This is a genomic window from Antarctobacter heliothermus, from assembly GCF_002237555.1.
Classification (GTDB): Bacteria; Pseudomonadota; Alphaproteobacteria; order Rhodobacterales; family Rhodobacteraceae; genus Antarctobacter; species Antarctobacter heliothermus_B.
Genome location: NZ_CP022540.1, coordinates 330,779 through 355,653 on the forward strand (window position 1 = coordinate 330,779; position 24,875 = coordinate 355,653).

Annotated in this window: 21 protein-coding genes, 1 other RNA gene and 1 pseudogene; 14 read left to right on the forward strand and 9 right to left on the reverse strand. The window is 64.3% G+C overall.

From position 1 onward, the window contains the following. The first annotated feature begins 36 nt into the window (after nucleotides 1–36). The gene (locus ANTHELSMS3_RS01670; protein WP_094033362.1) at nucleotides 37–930 is read left to right on the forward strand and encodes an FkbM family methyltransferase; all 894 of its coding nucleotides are present in this window, start codon (nucleotides 37–39) and stop codon (nucleotides 928–930) included. Here ANTHELSMS3_RS01670 and ANTHELSMS3_RS01675 read toward each other — a convergent pair. Then, nucleotides 920–2,056 carry a Gfo/Idh/MocA family protein gene (locus ANTHELSMS3_RS01675; RefSeq protein WP_254694822.1) on the reverse strand — a complete coding sequence of 379 codons (1,137 nt, stop codon included), beginning with the start codon at nucleotides 2,054–2,056 and terminating at the stop codon, nucleotides 920–922. The two genes, ANTHELSMS3_RS01670 and ANTHELSMS3_RS01675, sit on opposite strands and share 11 nt — an antisense overlap. A 124-nt stretch (nucleotides 2,057–2,180) precedes the next feature. On the opposite strand from ANTHELSMS3_RS01675, the gene ANTHELSMS3_RS01680 reads away from it, so the two are divergent. The 7 genes from ANTHELSMS3_RS01680 to iolB all read left to right on the forward strand — a co-directional run bounded on the left by ANTHELSMS3_RS01680 (nucleotide 2,181) and on the right by iolB (nucleotide 10,416). Continuing rightward, nucleotides 2,181–3,212, forward strand: a complete 1,032-nt coding sequence (locus ANTHELSMS3_RS01680) for a LacI family DNA-binding transcriptional regulator (protein WP_094036859.1) — start codon at nucleotides 2,181–2,183, stop codon at nucleotides 3,210–3,212. A 268-nt stretch (nucleotides 3,213–3,480) separates the two neighbouring features. Beyond that, on the forward strand, nucleotides 3,481–5,379 hold the full coding sequence (locus ANTHELSMS3_RS01685; protein ID WP_094033363.1) for a bifunctional 5-dehydro-2-deoxygluconokinase/5-dehydro-2-deoxyphosphogluconate aldolase: 1,899 nt from the start codon (nucleotides 3,481–3,483) through the stop codon (nucleotides 5,377–5,379). A gap of 3 nt (nucleotides 5,380–5,382) precedes the next feature. Continuing rightward, nucleotides 5,383–7,206: a 3D-(3,5/4)-trihydroxycyclohexane-1,2-dione acylhydrolase (decyclizing) gene (gene iolD / locus ANTHELSMS3_RS01690; RefSeq protein WP_094033364.1), complete on the forward strand. Its 1,824-nt coding sequence runs from the start codon at nucleotides 5,383–5,385 to the stop codon at nucleotides 7,204–7,206. A gap of 74 nt (nucleotides 7,207–7,280) precedes the next feature. Beyond that, nucleotides 7,281–8,180 (forward strand): myo-inosose-2 dehydratase, encoded by a 900-nt coding sequence (gene iolE, locus ANTHELSMS3_RS01695; RefSeq protein WP_094033365.1) that lies wholly within the window; start codon nucleotides 7,281–7,283, stop codon nucleotides 8,178–8,180. Between the two features lie 4 nt (nucleotides 8,181–8,184). Further along, nucleotides 8,185–8,415: a hypothetical protein gene (locus ANTHELSMS3_RS01700; RefSeq protein ID WP_094033366.1), complete on the forward strand. Its 231-nt coding sequence runs from the start codon at nucleotides 8,185–8,187 to the stop codon at nucleotides 8,413–8,415. Next, nucleotides 8,412–9,578: a phytanoyl-CoA dioxygenase family protein gene (locus tag ANTHELSMS3_RS01705; protein WP_094033367.1), complete on the forward strand. Its 1,167-nt coding sequence runs from the start codon at nucleotides 8,412–8,414 to the stop codon at nucleotides 9,576–9,578. Before ANTHELSMS3_RS01700 ends, ANTHELSMS3_RS01705 begins: the two co-directional genes overlap by 4 nt. 13 nt (nucleotides 9,579–9,591) lie before the next feature. Then, nucleotides 9,592–10,416: a 5-deoxy-glucuronate isomerase gene (iolB, locus tag ANTHELSMS3_RS01710; protein ID WP_094033368.1), complete on the forward strand. Its 825-nt coding sequence runs from the start codon at nucleotides 9,592–9,594 to the stop codon at nucleotides 10,414–10,416. A gap of 190 nt (nucleotides 10,417–10,606) precedes the next feature. Here the strand turns inward: iolB and ANTHELSMS3_RS01715 are convergent, their stop codons facing one another. The 4 genes from ANTHELSMS3_RS01715 to nudC form a co-directional block, all read right to left on the reverse strand. After that, on the reverse strand, nucleotides 10,607–12,010 hold the full coding sequence (locus tag ANTHELSMS3_RS01715; RefSeq protein ID WP_094033369.1) for an FAD-binding oxidoreductase: 1,404 nt from the start codon (nucleotides 12,008–12,010) through the stop codon (nucleotides 10,607–10,609). Further along, complete coding sequence (locus ANTHELSMS3_RS01720) at nucleotides 12,007–12,822, reverse strand: DUF4198 domain-containing protein (protein WP_198319865.1); 816 nt, start codon at nucleotides 12,820–12,822, stop codon at nucleotides 12,007–12,009. Before ANTHELSMS3_RS01720 ends, ANTHELSMS3_RS01715 begins: the two co-directional genes overlap by 4 nt. Nucleotides 12,823–12,884: 62 nt before the next feature. Continuing rightward, nucleotides 12,885–13,346: an SRPBCC family protein gene (locus ANTHELSMS3_RS01725; RefSeq protein ID WP_094033370.1), complete on the reverse strand. Its 462-nt coding sequence runs from the start codon at nucleotides 13,344–13,346 to the stop codon at nucleotides 12,885–12,887. A gap of 86 nt (nucleotides 13,347–13,432) precedes the next feature. Then, nucleotides 13,433–14,398 (reverse strand): NAD(+) diphosphatase, encoded by a 966-nt coding sequence (nudC, locus tag ANTHELSMS3_RS01730; RefSeq protein ID WP_094033371.1) that lies wholly within the window; start codon nucleotides 14,396–14,398, stop codon nucleotides 13,433–13,435. Nucleotides 14,399–14,583: 185 nt separating this feature from the next. Between nudC and ANTHELSMS3_RS01735 the strand changes: the two genes are divergently transcribed. From ANTHELSMS3_RS01735 to ANTHELSMS3_RS01745, 3 genes are all read left to right on the forward strand, one after another. Next, entirely contained in the window at nucleotides 14,584–16,560 is a 1,977-nt protein-coding gene (locus ANTHELSMS3_RS01735) for a bifunctional 2',3'-cyclic-nucleotide 2'-phosphodiesterase/3'-nucleotidase (RefSeq protein WP_094033372.1), read from the forward strand. An 87-nt stretch (nucleotides 16,561–16,647) separates the two neighbouring features. Next, on the forward strand, nucleotides 16,648–17,286 hold the full coding sequence (locus ANTHELSMS3_RS01740) for an HAD family hydrolase (protein ID WP_094033373.1): 639 nt from the start codon (nucleotides 16,648–16,650) through the stop codon (nucleotides 17,284–17,286). 69 nt (nucleotides 17,287–17,355) lie between these two features. Then, the gene (locus ANTHELSMS3_RS01745; protein WP_157733379.1) at nucleotides 17,356–17,694 is read left to right on the forward strand and encodes a hypothetical protein; all 339 of its coding nucleotides are present in this window, start codon (nucleotides 17,356–17,358) and stop codon (nucleotides 17,692–17,694) included. 142 nt (nucleotides 17,695–17,836) lie between these two features. Here ANTHELSMS3_RS01745 and ANTHELSMS3_RS01750 read toward each other — a convergent pair whose 3' ends face one another. Beyond that, nucleotides 17,837–18,931, reverse strand: coding sequence for a THUMP domain-containing class I SAM-dependent RNA methyltransferase (locus tag ANTHELSMS3_RS01750; RefSeq protein ID WP_094033375.1), 1,095 nt, complete (start codon nucleotides 18,929–18,931; stop codon nucleotides 17,837–17,839). An 84-nt stretch (nucleotides 18,932–19,015) separates the two neighbouring features. Here ANTHELSMS3_RS01750 and ffs point away from each other — a divergent pair. Then, nucleotides 19,016–19,115, forward strand: an RNA gene (ffs, locus tag ANTHELSMS3_RS01755) — signal recognition particle sRNA small type. Nucleotides 19,116–19,189: 74 nt separating this feature from the next. Here ffs and ANTHELSMS3_RS01760 read toward each other — a convergent pair. The 3 genes from ANTHELSMS3_RS01760 to ypfJ form a co-directional block, all read right to left on the reverse strand. Continuing rightward, nucleotides 19,190–19,747, reverse strand: coding sequence for a protein phosphatase (locus tag ANTHELSMS3_RS01760; RefSeq protein ID WP_094036861.1), 558 nt, complete (start codon nucleotides 19,745–19,747; stop codon nucleotides 19,190–19,192). A 215-nt stretch (nucleotides 19,748–19,962) separates the two neighbouring features. Then, nucleotides 19,963–21,501 (reverse strand): ankyrin repeat domain-containing protein, encoded by a 1,539-nt coding sequence (locus ANTHELSMS3_RS01765; protein ID WP_094036862.1) that lies wholly within the window; start codon nucleotides 21,499–21,501, stop codon nucleotides 19,963–19,965. 184 nt (nucleotides 21,502–21,685) lie between these two features. Beyond that, nucleotides 21,686–22,534, reverse strand: coding sequence for a KPN_02809 family neutral zinc metallopeptidase (gene ypfJ / locus ANTHELSMS3_RS01770; RefSeq protein WP_094033376.1), 849 nt, complete (start codon nucleotides 22,532–22,534; stop codon nucleotides 21,686–21,688). Nucleotides 22,535–22,668: 134 nt separating this feature from the next. Here ypfJ and ANTHELSMS3_RS01775 point away from each other — a divergent pair. Both ANTHELSMS3_RS01775 and ANTHELSMS3_RS01780 read left to right on the forward strand, forming a co-directional pair. Next, nucleotides 22,669–24,446, forward strand: a pseudogene (locus ANTHELSMS3_RS01775) (DNA polymerase III subunit gamma/tau). Next, entirely contained in the window at nucleotides 24,443–24,871 is a 429-nt protein-coding gene (locus ANTHELSMS3_RS01780; protein WP_094033377.1) for a hypothetical protein, read from the forward strand. Before ANTHELSMS3_RS01775 ends, ANTHELSMS3_RS01780 begins: the two are co-directional and overlap by 4 nt. Nucleotides 24,872–24,875: the final 4 nt, after the last annotated feature.

Genomic DNA, 24,875 nt, shown 5'->3' on the forward strand with positions numbered 1-24,875 from the left:
TACCCGCGCCAACAAGGCGGCCCACGGGGAAGATGCATGGCGCAGGATGACCAGAAACTCAGTATTGGATCGGCTGATCTGCTTTTGCCGCCCGATCACCACCTGCCGCGCATCATGCGGCAGCATCCGCAATACGATTACCTCTACTGGAACCTGATCCGCGTTCTTCTGGACGACAACAAAATGTCCAATGGCCCGCTGATCGACATCGGCGCCAACATCGGTGACACGATCAGCCATTTTCGCCGCTTTTCCAAAGGTCCAGTCTGGGGGATCGAACCGCATCCGGGCTATTTCGACTACCTTGAACGAAACATGTCTCAGTTTTCGGATGTGCGTCTCAGCCATGCGCTTGTTGCGCCGGACGCGGCACAGGATCGCGTGCGTTTGTCGATCAATCACGGCACAGGCGGCTCATCTCTAGAGCCTGACAGCGGTGAGGTCTTTGCCGGACCTCGCGTCTCTCCGCAACAGATTGCCGACACACTGACACCGGACACCGTGCTGAAATCCGACACCGACGGTTTTGACGGTCACATCATCAGCGTCGTGGCCGAGTACATGGCCCAACGCAAAGTGCGCCCCGCCATCGTCGCCTTTGAGGGGCCGACCCGCCGGCAGACCGAACAGGGGGAAATCCAGCGCCACCGCCACGCGCTGCACCGACTGCAACTGTTGGGGTATCGCATCCACATGCTGACCAACACCGGCCACCCGGTTGGGACCGTCGGCACCAGCGCCAGCGCGCTGGACTTGATGCTGGACACGCATCGCAACGCCCTGCTCTCGGGGACGATGATGTGCCCCTATCTGGATTTTATCTGCGTCGCGCCGGGACTGGGCGCAAGCGCGCTGTTCTATCCTCCGCGCGTGGAAAAGGCGCTGTGGGCGGACATCCCCCAACCCGAGGACGACACCGTCACAAAGTGATCCGCGCGCAATCGCGCCGCGCACTGTCGGCGATGGCATGGATCACCCGCTCAAACCCCAGCGCATCCTGCATTGACGGATATGCCTGCACGCCGTCACGGATCGCCGCCATCAGCTCTGCCGCCTCGATTGTCTTGAGGTCGCCAAACCCCAGCTGATGCCCCGGAGCCGGAACAAAGGCGCCGAATGGCGGGTGGTCTGGGCTGGACAACACCGTGCGGAACCCCTGTTCCGCCTTTGGCCCCTCGTTCAGATAGATCTGTAACTCGTTCATCCGCTCCTGCGCGAAACAGATCATGCCCTTGGTGCCGTGCACCTCCCAGTCCAGCTTGTTCTTGCGGCCCCAGGCCGACCGTGAGGTCGACAGCGACCCATGCGCGCCACTGGCAAAGCGCAACAAAGCCGTCGCCGTATCCTCATTCTCGATCGCGCCGCGCCCGGTGCCATCCGGCAGCGGTCGGGTTTCATGGATGATCTGCGCATCCGCCACAAGGCTTTGGATCGGGCCACACAGACCCACCATCAGTGACACCAGATGACAGCCCAGATCCCCCAACGCGCCCAGCCCGGCCTCGGCCAAACGCGCCCGCCATGTCCACGGCAGATCCGGATCGGCCTGATAATCCTCATCAACCCAGCCACGCACATGCACCACGCGCCCGATCCGCCCCTCGGCGATCAGCTTTTGCGCATGACGGAACGCCGGATTTCGGATGTAGTTGTAACCCACCATCGTCATGGTGCCCGCCGCACGGGCCACCTCGGCCATCTCTTCGGCCTCGGCCAGTGTCAGCGCCATGGGCTTTTCGCACCAGACATGTTTGCCCGCCTTCAGCGCCGCGCAGGCCATCTCGTGATGCAAGCCGTTGGGCGTGGTGATCGACACCACATCGACGCGCGGATCGCGCACCAAAGCGCGCCAGTCATCGGTCGCACGGGCAAAGCCGAACTGCCTCGCCATGGTGTCCGCCTTGTCGCGCGGCGTGTCGCACAGCAGTTCCAGCCGCGCCTCGGGCAGATCGCCCCCCATCACCGCGCGTGCCCCCCGCCACGCCAACGCGTGCGTCTTGCCCATAAAGCCCGTTCCGATCAGGCCGATTCCCAATTCCGCCATCATACCCTCCATCCCGCCCCCTCAGGACTAGCCAAACGGCAACAGCTTTCCCAGCACCCTCGCAGGCCCGGGATTGGATTCCTTGCAAAAACCATCATACGGTGCGACCGACTTTTATCATCAGACTGAGGACATCATGGCCAAACGCCCCACCATCTCCGACCTCGCCCGCGAATCCGGCGTCAGCGTTGCCACGGTGGACCGGGTGCTGAACGGGCGCGCCAAGGTGCGCGAGGAAACCGCCCGGCGAGTTTATGAAGCGGCGCAAAAGATCGGCTATCACGCGGCGGCGCTGATCGGGCAACGGATGTTTGCCGACTTGCCAGAGGTGCGCTTTGGCTTTGTCTTTCCCAAGGCGCGGCAACCGTTCTGGCAAAACGCCGCCCGCGAAATGGAGGCGGCCGTTGCCCGCGCCCCGGGCATCCGCGGTCAGATCGCGTTGGAGTTTGCCCCCTCGCAAAGCCCCGGTGACATCGCAGCGCTGATGATGGGTCTGGCGGACAGGTGTGACGCGATTGCCGCCTCTGCGGTGAACCATATGCAGATCACCGACACCGTCAGCTTGCTACAAGAGCGGGGCATCCCCTGCTTTTCCCTGCTCAATGATTTCGCCCAAGGCGTACGGCAAGGATATGTCGGGCTGAACAACATGAAGGCGGGGCGGATCGCGGCGCACATGATGTCCAAGGTTGCGGCACGCCCGGGAAAACTTGCCGTCTTTGTCGGAGGTTACAGGTGGCATGGGCATGAGTTGCGCGAAACCGGCTTTCGCAGCTATTTCCGCGAATACGCCCCGGATTTTACCATTCTCGACACGATGGTGAACCTCGAAACCCGGCAGTTGACCTATGAGGCGACACTGGAACTGCTGCAACGGCACCCTGATCTGCGGGGGCTGTATTGTTCCGGCGGCGGGATGGAGGGCGCCATCGCCGCGCTGCGCGAGGCCCGCGCCCCCGGTCAGGTGGCGCTGATCCTGCATGAGTTGATCCCGGAATCGCGCGCCGCCTTGGCAGATCGCTATGCCGAAATGTCCATCGCCACCCCGCTGGAACAGCTGTGCAACGACACTGTCGCGCTGATGATCGACGCGGTACAAAAGGCAGAGGCCCCCACCCCGGGCCAACACTTTCTCAAACCCGATCTCTACCTGCCAGAGTCGGTCTGACAGGCGGTACTGCGCCCCACCACTGACCGGCCCGCGACCTGCGCGGCCTTTCAGCGGCACGCCCACAGGGCCGCCGCGACCGTTCCAAAACCGCACCGCCACTCTCAGGCAAAACCTCTCTCGCACCCGCTTTCAAAACCTCTCATGAATGAGGCAAAGCGCGCAAAGGGGAATTGACCCGGCGCGCCCTGTCGGATCACTTTGCGTCAACACGGACCGCGCTGAGGAGAGCGGGCCGTTCTTTCGATGATCCGAAAAGGCAGAACGCATGGGCAAACCCCTGGACGTCATCACCATCGGCCGATCCTCTGTCGACCTCTACGGCGCGCAGATCGGCGGCCGGCTAGAGGATATGGCGAGCTTCAACAAATATATCGGCGGGTCGCCCACCAATATCGCTGCCGGCACCGCCCGGCTGGGCCTGAAATCGGCGCTGATCACCCGTGTCGGGGATGAGCACATGGGCCGCTTCATCATCGAGGAGCTGCAAAAAGAGGGGGTAGATACCCGCGGGATCGTCACAGATCCGGAACGCCTGACCGCCTTGGTGCTGCTGGGCATCCGCGATCAGGAACAGTTTCCGCTGATCTTCTACCGCGAGAACTGCGCCGACATGGCCCTGTGTGAGGACGACATCGACGCCGGCTTTATCACACAGGCCCGCGCCGTCACCGCCACCGGCACCCACCTCAGCCACCCGCGCACAGAGGCCGCCGTGCTGAAGGCGCTGACCATCGCGCGGGCCGACGGGATGAGGACCGCGCTGGACATCGACTATCGCCCGAACCTCTGGGGGCTGGCGGGTCATGGCGACGGCGAAAGCCGCTTTATCGCCTCGGAAAAAGTCACCGCAAAACTGCAATCGACTCTGCATCTGTTCGATCTGATCGTCGGCACCGAAGAGGAATTCCACATCGCGGGCGGCACCACTGATACGATTCAGGCGCTGCGCCATGTGCGCAAGGTCTCTGCCGCCACGCTGGTCTGCAAACGCGGCCCAATGGGCGCCGTGGCCTTTACCGGCGACGTGCCCGACACGCTGGACGAGGGGCAAAGCGGCCCCGGCTTCCCGATCGAGGTGTTCAACGTGCTGGGCGCGGGCGATGGCTTTATGTCCGGGCTGGTGAAGGGCTGGCTGACCGATCAGGACTGGCCCACCGCGCTGACCTACGCCAACGCCTGCGGTGCTTTTGCGGTCTCGCGCCACGGCTGCGCGCCCGCCTACCCATCGTGGACAGAGCTGGAATTCTTCCTCAAACGTGGCGTCAAACGGCCTGCGTTGCGCAAGGATGCGGAACTGGAACAGATCCACTGGGCCACCAACCGCAAGGGCGACTGGCCGGTGATGCGGGTCTTCGCCTTTGACCACCGGTCACAGTTGGAGGATCTGGAGGGCGCGACGCCGGACAAGATCGGCGCGTTCAAGACACTGTGCCTTGAGGCCTGCGCGCAGGTGGCCGACGGGCATGACGGTTATGGCCTGCTGGTCGACTCGCGCCTTGGCCGCGACGCGCTGTACAAGGCCGCCGGGACGGGTCTGTGGATTGGTCGCCCGGTGGAATGGCCCGGCTCCCGCCCCCTGACGCTGGAGCCTGAGATTGGCCCGGACTACGGCGGGCTGAACGAATGGCCGCTGGAACACGTCGTCAAGGTGCTGTGTTTCTATCACCCTGACGACCCGGCAGAGATGCGGGCCGAGCAGGAGGCCACCGTCATGCGCCTGTTCCACGCGGCGCGGCGCAACCGGCTGGAATTCCTGCTAGAGGTGATCCCGTCCAAGGCCGGGCCAGTGGGAGACGACACAACCGCACGGGTGATCCGGCGCTTTTACGACATCGGCGTCTATCCTGATTGGTGGAAGCTGGAACCGATGACCTCGGACGCCGCATGGCAGATGACCGTCGCCGCGATTCAAGACAATGATGCCCACACCCGTGGTATCGTGGTGCTGGGGCTGGGCGCGGATGAGGACAGCCTGAAAGCCAGCTTTGAGGTCGCCGCGCAATATCCGCTGGTCAAAGGCTTTGCCGTCGGGCGCACGATCTTTGCCGAGGCGGCCCGTGGCTGGATGACCGGCGCGCTAAGCGACGCGCAGGCAGTCGCGCTGATGAAGGACAAATACACACGTCTGTGCGGAGTCTGGGACGCCGCACGCGGGGAGGACTGAACCATGACCACGATCCGACTGACCGCCGCTCAGGCGATGGTGCGCTACCTGTCGGCGCAGATGAACGAGGAGGGCGAGCGTTTTCTGGCCGGGTGCTGGGCGATCTTCGGCCACGGCAACGTCGCCGGTCTGGGTGAGGCGCTGTATGGCGTGCGTGACACGCTGCCAACCAATCGCGGCCACAACGAACAGACGATGGCCCACGCCGCCATCGCGTTTGCCAAACAGTCGCAACGCAAGCGCGCGATGATGGTCACCTCCTCCATCGGGCCGGGGGCCACCAATATGGTGACCGCCGCAGCACTGGCGCATGTGAACCGTCTGCCGGTGCTGCTGGTGCCGGGCGATGTCTTCGCCCACCGTGGCCCCGATCCCGTCCTGCAACAGACCGAGGATTTCGGCGACGGCACAGTATCCGCCAACGACTGTTTCCGCCCCGTGACGCGCTACTTTGACCGGATCACCCGGCCCGAACAATTGCTGACCGCCCTGCCCCGCGCCATGGCCGTGCTGACCGATCCGGCAGCCTGCGGGCCAGTGTGTCTTGCATTCTGTCAGGACGTACAGGCCGAGGCATATGATTACCCGCAGGCGTTCTTTGAGCCGAAAACATGGTATCAGCGCCGCATCCGCCCGGATCATCACGAGTTGCACCGCGTCGTGGAAAAGATCCGCGCGGCGAAACGCCCGGTGATCATCGCGGGCGGGGGCGTGCATTACTCGGACGCTTGCGCGCAGTTGCAGGACTTTGCCGAGACGCACAACATCCCCGTGGTCGAAACGCAGGCGGGCAAGTCGGCGCTGGCATGGGATCATCCGCTGAACCTTGGCCCCGTGGGCGTCACCGGCGCGGCCTCTGCCAACACCGCCTGCGGCGAGGCGGATCTGGTGCTGGGCGTCGGCACCCGGTTTCAGGATTTCACCACCGGGTCATGGTCGCTGTTCAAGACCCCCGGCCGGACCCTGATTAGCCTGAACGTCAACGCCTATGACGCGGTGAAACACGGTGCGCTGCCGCTGCAATCGGACGCAAGAACCGGCCTCACCGACCTCGCGCTGGAACTGGCCAACTACCGGGCCGAGGATGTCTCACCACAGCTGAAAACCGACTGGTTCGCATCGGTCGACCCGCTCACCGACACGCCCACGGATGGCAACGCCCTGCCCACCGACATGCAGGTGATCGGCGCGGTCCAGCGGACCAGTGGCCCCGACACGGTAGTGATGTGCGCGGCGGGCACCATGCCCGGTGAGCTGCACAAACTGTGGAAAGCCCCGCGCCCCGGCGCCTATCACATGGAATACGGGTTCTCCTGCATGGGCTATGAGATCGCCGGTGCAATCGGCATCAAGATGGCCCAGCCCGACCGCGACGTGGTCTGCTTTACCGGCGACGGCACCTACATGATGGCCAATTCCGAACTGGCCACCGCCGTCATGATGGGGATCAAGTTCACCCTTGTCCTGACCGACAACCGTGGCTTTGGCTGCATCAACCGGCTGCAAATGGGCACCGGCGGGGCCGAGTTCAACAACCTGCTGGACCACGCCGTCCATGAGCACCCCAGCAACATCGACTTCGCCGCGCACGCCGCCAGCATGGGCGCGGCGGCCGTACACGTCAGCTCCATCGCCGAACTGGAGGATGCGCTAGCCCGCGCCAAGGACGCCACCGGCCCCTTTGTCATTGTCATCGACACCGACCCCTACCCATCCACCCCGCACGGCGGATCGTGGTGGGAAGTGGCGGTGCCCGAAGTATCGACCCGCACCGAGGTGCAAGACGCCCGCAAGGAATATGAAACCGCGCGGAAAGAGCGCGACTGATCCGGATCCGTAGGCCGGGCTTAAGCCCGGCTTACTCCCCCTGAAAACTGGCCCAGAACTGGAAAGCTAGACCCATGAGCGTCAAGATCGGGATCTCTCCCATTGCCTGGCAGAACGACGACCTGCCGGATCTCACCGCCGACTACACGATGGAACAGGCGCTGAAGGAAAGCCGCGAGATCGGCTATACCGGCGTCGAACGTGGCCAGCGGATGCCGCATGACACGCCGGGCTTGCGCGCCTACCTTGATGAATACGACATCGCGCTTTGCGGCGGCTGGTGTTCTGGCAACCTGCTGGTCAACGACGTCCAGCAGGAAATCGAGGCCGTGCGCCAGCAGGTCGAACAGTTCGTCGCGCTGAAAAGCCCCTGCATCGTCTATGCCGAATGCTCCAACACCGTGCAGGGCCAGATCGGCACACCGGTCAACAACCGCCCCAAACTATGCCGCGATCAGGTGCTGGACTACGGACGCAAGCTGTCCGAGGTCGCCAAGTGGATGCAGGATCAGGGCATGCCCATGGCCTATCACCACCACATGGGATCCATCATCGAATCCGAAGACGACGTGAACTGGCTGATGGAGGGCGCGTCGAACGAGGTGTCCCTGTGTTTTGACACCGGCCACCTGCTGTTCGGCGGCGGCGACGTCATGGCCACGCTGGACCGTTGGGCCGACCGGGTGCATCACGTGCATTTCAAGGACATCCGCCCCGAAATCGTCGCGGACGTGCGCGCGCAGGATCGCAGCTTTCTGGACGCCGTGATCGCCGGTGCCTTTACCGTGCCCGGCGACGGCTGCATCGACTTCCAGGCCGTCGCGGATAAGCTTAAGGTGATGGATTACGCCGGATGGATCGTGGTCGAGGCCGAACAGGACCCGGCCAAGGCACCGCCCTACGACTACTCCCAAAAGGGCTATCAACACATCGTTCAGGTCTGCGCCAAGGCCGGGCTGGAAATCGACGGATAAACCCATGAAAAATCGCGCATTGGACGTCCAACACCCGTTTTTCCTGCCCCTCTGGCGGCGGATCGTGACCGTCGCGCTGTGCCTTGGCTGGGCGGGGCTGGAACTCAGTTGGGGCAACCCGCTTTGGGCCACGTTGTTCGCAGCAGTAGGCACCTATTGCGCGCATCAGTTCTTTATCGCCTTCGACCCAGAGGCGATCCGGAAAAAACACACCGACGAAGGAGGATCGTCATGAAAGACAGTGCCTATTTCGACGTCACAAGCTGTGATCTGGCGGAATTTGCGCGGCTCACCGGTCAAACCCTGTCGCCCTCGGACCTGCGCTTTGCCGCGGCGGTGGACAAGAACGTGCCGATCTATGACATGGCGGCCCTCAATGGTGTGTTGTCCGACCCGGTGCAACGCGCCGAACTGCTCGCCGAATGGGGATTTGTGCTGGGCCGCTCTGCCGGGGTGTTGGTGCTGCGAACCGCCTATGCCGACACCACCCCCATCGACGCGGCCACCGCGATATTTGACCGGATCATCGCCCGCGAACAAGAGGCTGGCAAAGGCGCGGGCGACCATTTCGCCAAGGCCGGGTCGAACGCGCGGATCTGGAACGCGCTGCAAAAGCACTGTTTCGAGGACCCTCACGCCTTTGCGCTCTACTATGGCAACACCGCTATCGCGGCGGTCTGCGAGGCATGGCTGGGCCCCTTCTACCAGATGACCGCGCAGGTGAACCTTGTCCGCCCCGGCGGTCAGGCGCAAAGCGCGCACCGGGACTATCACCTCGGGTTCCAGACGGCGGAGGTCGCGGCGCGGTTCCCGGCCCATGTACACGACCTGTCGTCGGTGATGACGCTGCAAGGCGCCGTGGCCCATTGCGACATGCCGGTGGAAAGCGGCCCGACCAAACTGCTGCCGTTCTCGCAACTGTTCCGCCCCGGCTACATGGCCTACCGCCGCGACGATTTCCGCGCGTTCTTTGAGGAAAACTGCATCCAGATGCCATTGACCAAAGGCGACGCGCTGTTCTTCAACCCGGCGCTGTTCCACGCCGCGGGCGAAAACCGCAGCGCGGACATCCAGCGCATGGCCAACCTGCTGCAGATCTCCTCGGCGCTGGGGCGGGCGATGGAAACCATCGACCGCACGGCCATGTGCCGCGTCCTCTACCCGGCGATCCAGTCACTCAGGGCGCAAGGCGCGCTGGAAGACGCAAACCTCAATGCCGCCATCGCCGCTGCCGCAGAGGGCTATTCCTTCCCCACCAACCTCGACAACGACCCGCCGCTGGGCGGACTTGCCCCCGAAACCCAGAACGCCCTGTTCCACCGCGCCCTTGCCGAAGGCATCTCGCCTCAGGATTTCGCCGCCGCGCTGGCAGATCAGGACGCCCGCCGACAGCCCTGACCGGAGACCCTAGATGAGCCTGCTGCACCGAAAGCCCACCGCAACCACCGGCAAAGTCCATGAGATCACCGTCGCCAACGCCCGCACACCCGACAGCCCAAACTGGGGCTACGTCGGCTTTGACCTGTGGCGCCTACATATGGACGACCACGCCGAAGGCCAGACCGGCGACCGTGAGGTCATCCTCGTGCTGGTCGAGGGCAAGGCCCACATCAGCGGCGGCGGGCATGACTTCGGCGAACTGGGCGACCGCATGACCGTCTTCGACAAGGGCGCGCCGCACGCCGTCTACCTCCCCGCAGGCGCCGACTGGACCGCGACGGCCACCACCACCTGCACCCTCGCCGTCTGCTCTGCCCCCGCCATCGCCGACTACCCCGCTGCAAAGATCGGGCCAGAGGGGATCGAACTGGTGGACCGCGGTAAAGGCACCAACGCCCGCCACATCCACCCCATCGCGATGGAGGAACGCGACGTCGCCTCCTCGCTGCTGGTGACAGAGGTCTACACCCCCGCCGGACACTGGTCCTCCTACCCGCCGCACCGTCATGACGAGGACAATTTCCCGAACATGACCTACTTGGAGGAAACCTACTACCACCGCCTCAATCCCGCCCAAGGCTACGGCCACCAGCGCGTCTTCACCGAAGATGGCAGCCTCGACGTCACCATGTCCGTGTCCGATCACGACGTGGTTCTGGTGCCCAAAGGCCACCACCCCTGCGGCGCGCCCTATGGCTATGAGATGTACTATCTCAACGTCATGGCCGGACCGCTGCGCAAATGGCGGTTCCAGAACCACCCGGACCACGACTGGATCGCCCGGCGCGACGCCTGACAGGTTGCTTTTGGGTATTTGGACAAAGAAGAAGCCGCAGGCGCGCCCTGATGCTTCTTCTTTACAAAAATACCCACAGCAGCGCCGCCACCAGCGCCGCGCCTTCAATCGAAACGAGACCTCTCTACCAAACCCGAGCGTCCTGCCAAAGGCAGGGCGCGAGACATCCAGCGCGCCGCAGGCGCACCGCTTACTCCGGCAGCAGCTTACCGGGATTTAAGATGTCATGCGGGTCCAGCGCCGCCTTGATCGCGCGCATCATGTCCAGCGCCACGGGGTCCTTGCGCCGTGCCATCGACGGCCGTTTGGCCAATCCGATGCCGTGTTCGGCGGAAAACGACCCGCCCAGCGACAGCACCACATCCTCGACCGCCTCCATCACCGCGTTCTTTGCCTCTGGATTGGCAAGTTGCACCGAATAATGCACGTTGCCGTCCCCCAGATGCGCCACAACAGAGGTGCGCGCGCCGGGATCGATCCCCGTCAGCACAGTGTCGGCCTGCTCCAGAAAGATCCCGATCTTGTCCAGTGCAACGGCAATATCGTTGACCAGAACGTTGGGCCGCGCATAGGCCAGTTCGGCGGCGGCCTCCCGACGGGCCCACATCTCACTGCGCTGGGTGTCGTTCTGCGCCACCACGGCATCCACAACCGCGCCATCCTCCATCATGGTGGCAAGCACGTCCTCCAGATACCCCATCAGCGGCACCGACCCATCCGGTCCCGGCGTCACGTCACGCGGCGCGGTGGCCCCCAGTTCGACCAGGATATTGACCGCGTGGTCCTGCGCAAATGGCGCGCGGGTGCCAGGGTGCATGTCTGCATAGGCCTTGAGGTAATCGGCGGGCATGTATTCAAACGCCTCAACCGCACCGCCGGTCAGATCCTGCAAGCGGTTCAGCACCTCCAGCGCACCGAGCAAAGTCTGCGTCGCCACCATCGCCGTGACATAGGCGCGGGGCTGCGGCACCAGTTTCAGCACCGCGCGGGTGATCACGCCCAGCGTCCCCTCGGACCCGATCAGCAGGTGGCGCAGGTCATAGCCGGTGTTGTTTTTGTGCAGGTCGGACATCAGATCCACGACGCGCCCATCCGCCAGCACCGCCTCCAGACCCAGCACCAGATCGCGGGTATTGCCATAGCGCAGCACGTTGGACCCACCCGCATTGGTTGCCAGCAGCCCGCCGATCCGGGCAGAACCGCGCGCGCCGAATGTCATGGGAAAGTTGAGGTCCGCCGCCCCGGCCGCCGCGTGCAGATCGCTCAGGATCACCCCTGCCTGCACCACCGCCAGCCGCGCATCAGAGCGGATATCCTCGACCGCGTTCATCCGGTCCAGTGACAGCATCACCGCGCCTTCGCCATAGCTGCCCCCGGCTAGCCCGGTATGGCCGGACACCGGCACCACCGGCACCCGTGCGCCATGGGCGGCCTTGAGCACCGCAGAGACCTGCGCGGTATCGCGCGGACGCGCCACGCACAGAGGTGTCCATGCAAACTGCCCGGTCCAGTCCTGCGACCATGCCGCCATATCGTCGCCGGTCAACAGGCCGGGGCCGTCCAGCGCCTCGCGCAGCAGGTCAATCAAGCTCACTCTGGCACCTCGAACGTCAGAGAGGCCCACAGGCTTTCCCACGCCGGGTCGGTGTCCTCGGCGACCTCCAGTTCCCGCATGACCACCGCGTCCACCAGATAGAAATGCCCCGGTTTGACCTCGACCATCGCGCGGCCCTGATCATCGGTGCGGTACAGTCGGATCGTGACCTCGCCCGCCGCGTCGCGTTCAAACAGTTCCACCTGTGCGTCGGCGCGCGGCGCGCCCTCATACAGCACACGCACCGGAAAGCCCCCCGACAGGTCATCGGTATAGGGGTTCGCCTCGGCCACGATTTCAGTCAGCAGGCCCACCTCACGGTCGGCCCCGGCCCCGTCGCCCAGCGCGACAAGGCTTTTGGCGTGGCGCGAATAGCGTTCGTACACCCGTTCCTGCCCCAGACCGCGTTCCAGATGCCGGCCGATGGCCCAAGTGAAATCCTTATGTTCGCAAAAGGCGGCGAACTTTTCCCACTCGCGGTAGGTCAGGCTGTAGTCCCGTGTGACATGCACGATGGTGGCCAGCCCGCGGCCCTCGGGCACCATGTTCAGCGCCGGTTTGTCGCCCAACCGCCCCTCGACCGGCTGTACGCCTGCATCGGTGACAATCTCGAACCGGGTAAAGTTTTGCGGGTTATAGCTGTAGGTTGCGCCCTTCAGTTCTGATCCGACAAGGGTTTGCGCCATCACGGGCGCGCCCTCTTCCAGTGCGAACACCTCTGGTTCAATCCAGAATTCATGCGCCGACAGCGGAGAGGCCAGCAGGGCCAAGGCCCAAGTCAGACGGGTCAGGCGGTTCGGGTGGCGTCTCATGTGGCGTTCCTTTGGGCTGCGCTTGCGCTCAATCTAGCGCCCGATGCCACAGCCGCAACGGGTCACGCCATACCGCGCAGCCGGTTTTCCATGTCACCCGCCAATTCGCCGACCCGTTTGCGGAACCGCTTGTCGATGCCGCCGCGCGCCAGTTTGATGGATTGCAGGAACAATCGTGCCGACAGTGTCTTGGCCCCCAGAACGCTGGTGACATTGATCCGCGTCCGGGTCGGAGACAGCGCCACCACATCCAGCGTCAGCGCCATTTCAAGCCCGCCTGACACGCTGTCAAAAACCATCCGCTCCGGCGGCTCATATGTGGACAGTGTCACCGACGCGACGCGTTTCTTGCCGCGAAACTGGAACGTTGCGCGCCATGCCATGCCCACGCCGGGGCCGTCATCGGTGCGGATGATTTCGGTGCCGCGCCGCATCGCCTGCCGTTCGATCGTGTCAAAGTCCGATAACATGGCAAAGACCCGGTCTTGCGGGGCTTCGATGTCTTCGCGTGCCGTCAGTTCCATGTGCCTGCTCTTGCCTCTTTATTTTCGGCCTCGTGTCGGGTCGGTTACTGCAGGCCTCTTTCCGGCACTTTACCCCAACAGCGGTGTCAGTCCAGTCTATCCGCCATCCAGTTGTGCAACAGAAAGTGCGCAATTGCCCCTTTCCGGGCGGGCAGCAAATCGGGCCGCTGTCCGGCGGCGGCCTCGGCCAGATCCTCGCGGGTGATCCACATGGCGTCTTCCAGTTCGGCCGGGTCGATGGTGATGTCCTCATTCAGGGCCTCGCCGTGACAGCCGAACATCAATGAGGTCGGAAAGGCCCATGGCTGGCTGGCCAGATAGCGCACAGACCCAACGCGGATGCCGGCCTCTTCCCAGACCTCGCGGCGGACGGCGGCCTCTATCGTCTCGCCAGGTTCGACAAACCCGGCAAGGCAGGAATACATCCCCTGCGGCCAAACCGGAGAGCGCCCCAGCAGCGCGCGGTTGCCCCGGGTGATCAGCATGATCACCACCGGATCGGTGCGCGGGAAATGCTGCGCGCCACAGGCCGGGCAGATCCGCTGCCATCCGGCCTGATGCATCTCGGACGCCACACCGCAGCGCGAGCAGAACTTGTGCGAAGCGTGCCAGCCGAACACCGCCTTCGCCGTCGCCACCAGTTCCGCGTCGCGCGGGGTCAGTTGCGTCATGATCCGGCGCAGCTCGGCAAAGCGGCCCTCGGGACAGGTGCCATGGCTGTATTCGGTCGGATCAAGGAAAGAGGCCTGCGCCTCGGCGTCGAAATCCTCTGGCACCCAGCCAGAGATGTCATGCGCAAAGACCGCCGCGCCGTCCTCACGCCCCAACAGGATCGGCGGTCCACCCGCCTCTGCGAGGATCGGATGATCCAGCGGCAGACGCAGCGCCTGCAACGCATCTTCACCCGACACCAACGGCTTACCGCGCCAGATCAGTACCGTCCGCGCCGCCGGATCCTGCATCGCCGCCGCCAGCGCGCCAACGTCGCCCCGGATCTCTGCCGCCCGGTCCAGACCCGATCCGCCGAATGTCACCTCTTCCGCGTGTCTCATGCCCGCCCCTCTGTTGCTGGCCGCAAATTGCCCATCGCAGCACCGAAATGTAAACCGGCGGCACGATTATCTTTGGTACAATGCCGCGCCCTCGCTAGAGTTGAGTCCTGATATGCGTGACTGTCATGCAACTGTCGAAAACGTGGTGCATGGGGGTCGCCAGACCGAACCTCGAAAGGTATCCCATGTCCTTGCCCAACGCCCCCCTTTCGCGCCGCCAGTTTCTGGCTGGCACCACCGCCGGAGCTGCCTTGATCACGCTGCACCCCTTTTCCGCAAACGCGGCGACAAATCAGGCCCATCTCCGGATCATGGAAACGACGGACATTCACGTCCACGTCCACCCCTATGACTATTACGCCGACCGCCCCGTCGACACCGTGGGCCTGTCGCGCACCGCGTCCATCATCGACGGCATCCGCGCCGAGGCGACCAACACCATGCTGGTGGACAACGGCGACTTTCTGCAGGGCAACCCGATGGGCGATTACATCGCCTATGAGCGCGGCATGAAAGAGGGCGACATGCACCCGGTCGTCACCGCCATGAACACGCTGGGGTTCGACGCCGCCACCGTGGGCAACCATGAATTCAACTACGGCCTCGATTTCCTGATGAAATCCATGGCCGGGGCGGATTTCCCGGTGGTGCTGGCCAACCTCGCCAAGTCTCAGGGCGCGACCGCGCGTGAGGATGAAACCCTGTTCAAACCCTATGTGATCCTTGACCGGATGCTGACGGACGGCGCGGGCGAAACCCACCCGATCAAGATCGGTGTCATCGGGTTCACCCCACCGCAGGTCATGAACTGGGACCGCAAGCACCTTGAGGGCAATGTCACTGCCCGCGACATCGTCACCACGGCAAAGGCTTTTGTGCCCGAAATGCTGGAACAGGGGGCTGAAATCATCGTCGCCCTGTCGCACTCGGGCATCGGCTCGGCCGACCACACCGACGGTATGGAAAACGCAAGCGTCCCGCTGGCGGCGGTTGAGGGCATCGACGCCATGATGACCGGCCACTCGCACCTTGTGTTCCCCTCGCCCACCTATGCGGATTATGCCACTGTGGACGTGGACTCAGGCACCATCCACGGCACCCCCGCCGTCATGGGCGGCTTCTGGGGCTCGCACATGGGTCTGATCGACCTGCTTCTGGAACGCGACGGCAACACATGGCGCGTGGTCTCCACCACGTCAGAGGCGCGCCCGATCTCCAAACGCAATGAGGACCGCAGCTACACCGCACTGGTCGAGGATTATCAGCCCGTCATCGAGGCCACCCAGCAGGACCATGACGAAACGCTGGCCTATGTGCGTCGCGCCGTGGGACAGACCTCGGCCCCGCTGCACAGCTACTTTGCGCTGGTGGCCGATGATCCCTCGGTCCAGATCGTGTCGATTGCCCAGAAATGGTACATCGAACAGATGATGCAGGGCACCGAATACGAAGGCCTGCCCATCCTCTCCGCCGCCGCCCCGTTCAAGGCCGGTGGCCGTGGCGGGCCAGAGTATTACACCGATGTCGCCCCCGGCGCGGTGGCGATCAAGAACGTCGCCGACCTGTATCTCTACCCCAACACCGTCCGCGCGGTGAAGGTGACCGGCGCACAGGTCAAAGGCTGGCTGGAACGCTCTGCCGGGATGTTCAACCAGATCGACGTCGGCGCGCAGGATGCGCTGCTGCTGAACCCGTCCTTCCCGTCCTACAACTTCGACGTGATCGACGGCGTGACCTACCAGATCGACCTCAGCCAGCCGTCCATGTTCGGCCCCAAGGGAGAGCTGGAAAACCCCGACGCCAGCCGCATCGTCGACCTGCAATACAACGGTCAGCCGGTGACGGATGACATGGAATTCATCATCGCCACCAACAACTACCGCGCCTCGGGTGGCGGTGACTTCCCCGGTGCCAAGGGCGACACGATTGTGTTCGAGGCGCCCGACACCAACCGCGACGTGATCGTGCGCTACATCGTCGAACAAGGCACCATCAACCCCTCGGCAGATGCCAACTGGTCGTTCAAACCGCTCGAAGGCACCAGCGTGCTGTTCGAAACCGGCCCCAAGGCGCGCGACTACATCAATGACGTCAAGGCCGTGACCATCGAGGACGCAGGCGAAGGCGCGGATGGCTTCGCCCTGTTCCGCATCAACCTGTAAGATCGCGACATATCTTGTGACGGCGGGCGGCTTTCGGGCCGCCCGTTGCCGTTATACGCCACAGCCGAACCCAAAGCAGGACCGCCCATGCCCTATGACGCCGTGATCTTTGACCTTGATGGCACGCTGCTCGATACTGAACGGCTGGCCTTTGTCTCTGGCCAGCGGGCCCTTGCGCGCCACGGGCTGACCCTGACGGAACCACTGTTCTTGAGCCTTGTCGGCATCGACTCCGTCACCGGCCGCGCCATACTGAAGGACCATTTTGGCGATCACGACTTTGACGCCATCGACGCCGACTGGCAGGCAGAGGATCGCCAACTGGCAGAGGCGGGCATCCCGCACAAACCGGGGGCCGTGGCGCTGTTGACCCAACTGGCGGCACAGGGGACGCCCAAGGCCATCGCCACCTCATCCCGCCGCACCGGCGCGGAACACAAGCTGGCGAAATCGGCGCTTGCGGTGCATTTCGACGTGGTGGTCACGCGCGATTGCGTCACCCTTGCAAAACCCGCGCCAGAGCCGTTCCTTCTGGCCGCGCAACGCCTTGGCGTCGATCCGCGCCGCTGCCTTGCCTTTGAGGACAGCAATACAGGGGCCAAGGCCGCCTTTGCCGCCGGAATGACCGTGGTGCAGGTCGCCGATCTGGTGAGGCCCACCGGCCAGCACGCCCATCACCTTGCTGATGACCTGTTGAGCGGGGCGGAAATGGCCGGATTGCTCTGAAAGCGCTGTTGCGCAAATCGCGCGCCTCGCCTACTCCACAGGACACTGTTGGGTGACTAGGGGTGCGCCATGTTTCGCTTTCTTCTCGGTATGATTGCCATGGCGCTGATCGCCGCGTTTTTCACCAAACCGGGGCCAGAGGCGGCACAGGACGCGCTGCGCGACCAGATCCAACTGGCGGTGGCCAACGAAAAACTGGACAGCCGCTCAGGTCTCGACGCGGCGGCGCTGCTGCTCTGCCGGGTGGACCCCAAGGCCTGCACCGATCTTCTGGTCTCGGGCATCGACATGACCTACGAGGACCGCCACCTCTATGCCCGCGTGGATCTGAACGGCTACAAGATGACCGCCACCTGCTACGGTGCCTACACCCAGTTCTTCTGCCCCGGCGGGCTGGTCCGGGAGTAACCTCGCGTGACGCCGTAGGCCGGGCTTAAGCCCGGCAAAACCGGCACCCTCTCAACCCGGCGAAACCCTTAACGCCAGGTAAAAACGCCTCTGTAACCCATTGATCTTACACACCCGCCCGGCTGTCCACGCGTGGACAGCCCTAAATCCGCGCCTGATACAGCTTCACCTGAAGCCCCCCAAAAGACACCGGAGGCCCCGCCGTCAGGGCCAATCCCGTCGCCTTGGCCAGCCCCCCGTCCGAGGTCACCATCCCCAGCCGCCAGCCACCAAAACGGTCCTTCAAAACGGCCCCAAGGCTGCCATAGAGCGCGAACAAAAGCTTTCGATTGCCAATCCGCGCCCCATACGGCGGGTTCACAATGACCAATCCCGGCGGCCCCTCCGGACGCATCAAATCACTGACGGCGGCACGGGTGAAGCTGCACAAATCCCCCACCCCGGCCCGCTCTGCATTGGCCGTGCTGCTGCGGATAGCCCCATCATCCCGATCAGACCCATAAAACCGATGCGCCACGTCACGCCGCTCGCCCAGCGCCGTCGAGGGCAGGTCCAGCGCCAGCTTGTCAAAGGCAAAGCCCCGCGCCCGCCCCGGTGCCAGCCCCGCCGCAATCTCTGCCGCCTCAATCAAAAACGTGCCCGACCCGCACATAGGATCGACCACCGTTTCGGTCCCGTCATACCCACAAGCCCGCAAGAACATAGAGGCCAGCGTCTCACGCATCGGGGCCTTGCCCACCTGCTGCTTGTACCCACGCCGATGCAGCGGATCACCCGAGGTATCGACGGAAAAGACCGCCAGATCATCCTCGATCCGCACCATGATCTTCAGAGCTTCATCCGAGGCTTCCTTCAGAACCGGCGCGCCGACCGTCTCGGCAATGGCCGTCTCCACCCGCTGCCGCGCCGCGCGGTCATGATAGATTTTCGAGTTTCGGCACGTCACCTCGACCCGCACCGGCACATCGGGACGTAACAGAGCCGCCCAGTCCAGCTTGCGCGCGCGCTTGTCCAGCTGCGCCAGGTGCATGACCCGGAACGCCGCGAAACGCGCCAGCACCCGCCCCGCCCCGCGCAACTCACGATTGGCCCGCGCCACCTCGGCCCAGCCCCCCTGAAAGGTCACGCCGCCCGGCACCTGCGCGGGTGTGCCAAACCCCGCCTCCTGCACCTCTGCCAGCAGGAAAGGTTCCAGCCCCGGAGGCGCGCTTGCGAAAATCTCGAATGTCTGATCCATCCCGCTTCATAGCGTCCCGCAAGCCCGAACGGGAGAGGCCATCGCCCCCCATTGCATATTCGATCTGAGGGCCCTAAATAATGAGTCGAGAGGTTGTGCGGGCAAGCGCCTCGCCAACCCGGTCAGATCCGGAAGGAAGCAGCCGTAACGGGACCCGCTTGGGTCGTTACAATCTCTCACCATCAGCGGCCCGGTGCGCAAGCGCCGGGCCGATGCATTTCCGGTGATCGCTAAATGTCCGAAGTTCTCTGAACAGAGCTAGCCCGACTTGGCGTGGCGCACAAACGGCACCGGCTCACGCTCTGCCCGCAGGGACCAATTACGCTGCCACGGCTCCAACCGCGCCGCGCCTTGGACCGATGCCAGCCGCTCCTCAGCCTCGTCCGGGGCCTCTCCGGCCTCGATCATCAGGCGCAGCGCCACCATGCCTGCCCGGCCGCGCCCGTCGCGGCTGTTGATCATCACCCGGCCACCGCCCAGCAGCGCCTTGCGGACCTGCGTGCTGATCCGCGGCCAATCCTCTTCGATATTGGCATTGGGCGCTTCGCCCCGCTTGATCGGCAGATGCACCCAACGCGTGCCCTTGTCCTGAATGTCCTGGCCTAGCGATTTGGCGCCCGCCTCCAGCAGTTCGACATGCGACACCAGCGAGATGACAAAAGCAGGCCGAAAGCTGGACAGGTGATCAAGGTCGCCGCGATAGTCGCCGCGCGCACCCGGCAACGGCGACAGCGCCAAAATCCCGCCCCCTGTCGGCAGGACATGCAGAACGACAGAGCCGGACGCATCCGCGCTTGCCTGATCCTCCTCGACCATGTCCCATACTCCCCGAAACAGCAGCAACGGCACCGGACCGCCCCCACGGCCGCAGTATTCCGCCGATCAAAAGCATACACGCCCCGATCCGATGTCCTAGCGATTCGATCCCGCGAAACCGGCCATTCTGGGCCGGATTCGCGGGGGTTGCCGTCGGTTTTTCACGCACTGCGTTCAGAATGCAACGGAACCGACAGTTCCTGAACGCAAGAGACCTAGACGACCTGACCGGGGTGACGGTCGGCCCAATCCTCCAGTACGTCCCGAATATCCTCCCGCGCCACCTGCGAAATGGTGTGCCGTGGCAAGGCGACGCCGTGGTGCAGCGCATGCTCCAGACAGGTGACGTGATCGCGTTTGTCGCGGTCTGGTGCGTTTTCGGCCCCGTGCAGGATGGTCGACAGCAATGTGCCACCGTAGCGGTTCACATGACTGAGGTCGGGGCGCAGGCTGAGGAAATACGCCATGACCTCGGGCAGGCCTTGCCACCCGGCGAATTGCACCGGCGGCACGCCCTCACCGTTCGGCGCGTCCCACGGCAGACCCAACGCCATGAGCCTGCGCAGATGCGGCAGACGGTCAGGCAGGTGCAGGATCTCGTTGACGATCAGACGGTAGGCCGCGGGCAGTTTGTCGGGGTCGATGTACTGGCCGGGGCTGTCCTGTCCCTCTGCCGCGCGGGCCAGCAGCGTCTCTTCGGGGGACAGCGAGGGTTGCACGCCGCGCGCCTCGATCGCCTGCCAGACCGCCGGATTGCCAAGCGCGCGGGCATAGGCGTAGGCACTGGCCCCCTGATAGCTGCGGGCGGGATCGGCGCCCGCATCCAGCAACAGATCGACCATCCGGCGGTCACAGCCGCGCCGCGCCGCCTGATGCAGGGCGGGCACCACCCAAGGCTGTTCACCGCCAACCTCGGCGTCATTGTAGTCATCCGCCTTGGCCCCGTGCGCCAGCAGCATCTCGACCGCCGTATGATCGTGGAAATCCATCGCCCGCAGCAGTGCATTGGTCCCCTTGGGATCGGCCCCGGCCTGCAACAGCATCGACAGCCCCTCATGATGGCCCAGTTCGGTTGCGTGATACAGCGACTCGCCATCGTTCGGGTCGGCCCCGTGGTCCAGCAGCCAGCGGCCCAGCACCATGTTGTCCGCGTGCCCGATAGCCCCGTACAGCGCCGACAAAAGGTGATCGTCGCCCTCTGCAAAAGCATAGCCGTCGTTCACATCGGCCCCATGCGCCAGCAACAGTTCGGCCACCGCCAGCATGTCGGACTCCAGTTCCGGATGCGCCTTGATCCAGCGCGAAAAACTCAGGTGCAGGATGGGACGGCGCGGCCCGGCAAGGCGGGTCGCAAGGCCGGGGTCACGCGCCAGCGCCGCCGCGACGGCATCGCGCCGGTAAAACGCGCATTCAAGGCCAAACAGTCCATCGGCAAGGTCCGGGGTATCGGCCAGCAGGGTTTCCACCAGCGCCGTCTGGCCGTGAAACAACGCAATCTTCAAGCGTTGTTGTTTGGCGGCACGGTCCAATCCCACAGTCTCTGCCGCCAGCTTCAGCTTGGGCCAACTGGCAAAGCCGGTCTCTTGCGCGATCACATGCAGGAAATCGGCGCGTTTGAGATCATCTGTGGCGTGACGGGGTGGGTGCTGTTTCAGGCGCTGAACGGCCCAGACTTCGCGAGCGGCATAGGCGCGGTGCAGGCGCTTGGCCTCTATCCGCAGGTCATCAAGCACAAGGGGGACGTCGGGTGACATCGGTCGGTTTCCTCCATCAACGCCCGTGATCCGCTGTTCGGGCAAGAGAGAACCGAATTCTCAGTGAAAATTCGTCAATGGCCGGCGCAGGCGCTTTCCGCGGATCAGGAGGCCCCCGGCGAGCGGCCCTGTCCGTTTTTTGCCGTGCGCGGCGCGGCAAATCAAGCCCCGCCGCGCAGAAAACCTACAAACGATCCGTGTCGAAGGTGTTGCACTGGTTGGGATCACCCGACTCGTACCCGGTCACAAACCAGCGTTGCCGCTGCTCCGAGGTGCCGTGGGTAAAAGTATGCGGCTGCGGTACCCGTCCGGCGCGCTTCTGCAAATGGTCATCGCCGATCTTGCGCGCAGCATTCAGCGCCTCTTCAAGGTCGCCCTTTTCCATCAATCCGGCCACATTACGCGCCCAGACGCCGCTCAGGCAATCGGCCTGCAATTCCAGCCGCACAGTCAAGGCATTGGCCTCCCGCGTGCTGACCTGTTGGCGGGCGGCGTTGACCTGCCCCAGAATACCCAGCTCATTCTGGACATGGTGCGCGACCTCATGCGCGATCACATAGGCCGAGGCGAAATCACCCCCCGCGCCCAGTTGCTGCCGCATGGTGGCAAAGAAATCGGTGTCCAGATAGGCCTTTTCATCCGCCGGGCAGTAGAACGGCCCGGTCGCGCCAGAGGCATTGCCACAAGGGCTGGCTGTGACTTGCGAAAACAGCACCATCACCGGCGGGTCATAGGGTTTGCCGAACGCCTGCGGGAAAATCCCGGTCCAGACCTCTTCTGTCGTGGCCAGCACGCGGGCGCTGAATTCACCGGCCTGCTGTTCGGCCTCTGTCAACGCGCGCGGGGCACTGGTCTGTTGCGGCTGCGCACCGCCATTCAACAGCGGGGTGACGTCGATCCCGGTGAAATAGCCGATCGCCAGCACAAACAGCACACCGCCAACACCCAGCCCGCCAACTCCGGCCACACCCTTGCCGCCGCGTCCGCGCCGATCCTCGATGTTCCGGCTGCGTTTCACATTTCTCAGGCGCATTTCGCGTCTCCGACCTATCCCCGTTACACTTCAAACGCCGCCACGCACGCCCCGGTTCCCGGAATAAGCGCCCAACTGCTTGCGGTCTGCCCTGCCGACCCGATACCTTTGGCCCGTCGCCATAAGGACCGCCCATGACCGACTCGCCCGCCTATCAGGTGCTCGCCCGCAAGTACCGCCCCGAGACCTTTGCCGATCTAGTCGGTCAGGACGCCATGGTGCGCACCCTGAAGAACGCCTTTGCGGCGGACCGCATCGCCCAAGCGTTTATCATGACCGGCATCCGCGGCACGGGGAAAACCACCACCGCCCGGATCATTGCCAAGGGCATGAACTGCATCGGCCCGGATGGCGAGGGCAGCCCGACAACGGAACCCTGCGGCCAGTGCGAACACTGCGTGGCGATCATGGAAGGCCGCCACGTCGATGTGATGGAAATGGACGCCGCGTCGCGCACCGGCGTCAACGACATCCGTGAGATCATCGACAGCGTGCATTACCGGGCGGCCAGCGCGCGCTACAAGATCTACATCATCGATGAGGTTCACATGCTGTCCAAAAGCGCGTTCAACGCGCTGCTGAAGACGCTGGAAGAACCGCCCGCCCATGTGAAATTCATCTTCGCCACAACAGAAATCCGCCAGGTGCCGGTCACCGTCCTGTCGCGCTGCCAGCGGTTTGACCTGCGCCGCATCGAACCCGAGGACATGATCGCCCTGATGCGCAAGATCGCCGCCTCTGAGGGGGCAGAGATCACCGACGACGCGCTGGCGCTGATCACCCGCGCCGCCGAGGGATCGGCGCGCGATGCGACCTCGCTGCTGGACCAATCCATCTCACATGGGGCGGGCGAGACCACCGCCGATCAGGTGCGCGCCATGCTGGGTCTGGCCGACCGGGGCCGGGTCATGGACCTGTTTGAGCGCATCATGCGCGGCGATGCGGCGGGTGCTTTGCAGGAACTTTCAGCGCAATATGCCGACGGGGCAGACCCGCTGGCGGTGCTGCGCGATCTGGCCGAACTCACCCACTGGATTTCCGTGGTCAAGATCACGCCCGAAGCGGCCGAAGACCCCACCGTCTCACCGGATGAGCGGGGTCGGGGCCAATCCTTTGCCGACGGGCTGGGCATGCGCACGCTGGCGCGGGCCTGGCAGATGCTGCTGAAAGCCATCGAAGAGGTCTCCAACGCGCCCTCAGCCATGATGGCGGCAGAGATGGCGGTGATCCGGCTGACCCATGTAGCAGAGGGGCCAACACCGGACGAGTTGATGCGCAAGCTGGCCGACACTCCCCCCCCCCCGCCCCCACTGGGGGACATCCGGGTGGGCATCCGGGTGGTCCGTCAAATGGGCACACAGGGGGCCATTCAGGCAACGCGCAAGGCGGCCATGCCCCCCACGCCACGGCCCCACGCATGTCCTCCGGCAGCGGCCATGTTGCCGCCACCGCAGCCGCCCCCGCCGTGGCCGAGGCATTGGCCCGCTACCCCTCATTCGACCACGTTCTGGAACTGATCCGCACCAACCGCGATGTCAAACTGCTGGTCGAGGTAGAGGCCGGCGTCCGGCTTGCCGCTTATCAGCCGGGCCGCATCGAATTTACGCCGGCGCAGGACGCCGCCAATGACCTTGCACAGCGCCTTGGTGGGGCGCTGCAACGCTGGACCGGCAACCGCTGGGCGGTGACGCTGGTGAACGGTTGCGACGCGCCGACCGTGGTGGAAACCCGCGACGCGGCGGAGTTGGCACTGCGGGCAGAGGCGCGCGCGCACCCTCTGGTTCAGGCCGCCATCGCTGCCTTTCCCAAGGCGACGATCACCGGCATCCGCACCCCGCAAGAGGCCGCGACCGAGGCGCTGGAAGAGGCGCTGCCAGAGGTCGAGGATGAATGGGATCCGTTCGAGGAATGACGCGTCCCACACGCCCCCGGTCACCCGGCCTGTCGCGTGGCCTGTTCGCGATACTGGCGCTGATCTGGCCCTCATCGGCGCTGGCAGAGGCCTGCACCACCGAACGCCCCGGCTGGGACGGCACGCCTGCCAATGCCATCAGCGAGGCGCTGTTTCTTGCCTCTTCCCTGCCCGCTGTCGTGTTGATCGTCGCCACCGCCCTTGCCCTGCGCTTTCGCAGCAAATGGGGCGGGCTGGCGGTGGTCAGCGGCTGGTCGATCCTGATCTCTCTGCGGGTCTTCGGCACAGACCCCACCGGCACCCGGCAAAAGGCGACAATCGAGGGCTGCATCGGGTCGCCCACCTTGTTCATCGCCCTCGTCGCTGCGATATGTATAGCAACAATCCTGTACACCGCCCCGACAGAGCGGCGGTCCAACGACTAGGAGA

Bases quoted from the DNA above. Each gene is read 5' to 3' on its own strand.
- ANTHELSMS3_RS01780 (WP_094033377.1), top strand. From the start codon at position 24,443: ATGACGCGTCCCACACGCCCCCGGTCACCCGGCCTGTCGCGTGGCCTG.
- ypfJ (WP_094033376.1), bottom strand. From the start codon at position 22,534: ATGCGCCTGAGAAATGTGAAACGCAGCCGGAACATCGAGGATCGGCGC.
- ANTHELSMS3_RS01725 (WP_094033370.1), bottom strand. From the start codon at position 13,346: ATGGAACTGACGGCACGCGAAGACATCGAAGCCCCGCAAGACCGGGTC.
- ANTHELSMS3_RS01670 (WP_094033362.1), top strand. From the start codon at position 37: ATGGCGCAGGATGACCAGAAACTCAGTATTGGATCGGCTGATCTGCTT.
- ANTHELSMS3_RS01765 (WP_094036862.1), bottom strand. From the start codon at position 21,501: ATGTCACCCGACGTCCCCCTTGTGCTTGATGACCTGCGGATAGAGGCC.
- ANTHELSMS3_RS01760 (WP_094036861.1), bottom strand. From the start codon at position 19,747: ATGGTCGAGGAGGATCAGGCAAGCGCGGATGCGTCCGGCTCTGTCGTT.
- ANTHELSMS3_RS01740 (WP_094033373.1), top strand. From the start codon at position 16,648: ATGCCCTATGACGCCGTGATCTTTGACCTTGATGGCACGCTGCTCGAT.
- ANTHELSMS3_RS01680 (WP_094036859.1), top strand. From the start codon at position 2,181: ATGGCCAAACGCCCCACCATCTCCGACCTCGCCCGCGAATCCGGCGTC.
- nudC (WP_094033371.1), bottom strand. From the start codon at position 14,398: ATGAGACACGCGGAAGAGGTGACATTCGGCGGATCGGGTCTGGACCGG.
- ANTHELSMS3_RS01705 (WP_094033367.1), top strand. From the start codon at position 8,412: ATGAAAGACAGTGCCTATTTCGACGTCACAAGCTGTGATCTGGCGGAA.
- ANTHELSMS3_RS01675 (WP_254694822.1), bottom strand. From the start codon at position 2,056: ATGGAGGGTATGATGGCGGAATTGGGAATCGGCCTGATCGGAACGGGC.
- ANTHELSMS3_RS01745 (WP_157733379.1), top strand. From the start codon at position 17,356: ATGTTTCGCTTTCTTCTCGGTATGATTGCCATGGCGCTGATCGCCGCG.
- ANTHELSMS3_RS01700 (WP_094033366.1), top strand. From the start codon at position 8,185: ATGAAAAATCGCGCATTGGACGTCCAACACCCGTTTTTCCTGCCCCTC.
- iolE (WP_094033365.1), top strand. From the start codon at position 7,281: ATGAGCGTCAAGATCGGGATCTCTCCCATTGCCTGGCAGAACGACGAC.
- ANTHELSMS3_RS01720 (WP_198319865.1), bottom strand. From the start codon at position 12,822: ATGAGACGCCACCCGAACCGCCTGACCCGTCTGACTTGGGCCTTGGCC.
- iolB (WP_094033368.1), top strand. From the start codon at position 9,592: ATGAGCCTGCTGCACCGAAAGCCCACCGCAACCACCGGCAAAGTCCAT.
- ANTHELSMS3_RS01750 (WP_094033375.1), bottom strand. From the start codon at position 18,931: ATGGATCAGACATTCGAGATTTTCGCAAGCGCGCCTCCGGGGCTGGAA.
- ANTHELSMS3_RS01735 (WP_094033372.1), top strand. From the start codon at position 14,584: ATGTCCTTGCCCAACGCCCCCCTTTCGCGCCGCCAGTTTCTGGCTGGC.
- ANTHELSMS3_RS01685 (WP_094033363.1), top strand. From the start codon at position 3,481: ATGGGCAAACCCCTGGACGTCATCACCATCGGCCGATCCTCTGTCGAC.
- iolD (WP_094033364.1), top strand. From the start codon at position 5,383: ATGACCACGATCCGACTGACCGCCGCTCAGGCGATGGTGCGCTACCTG.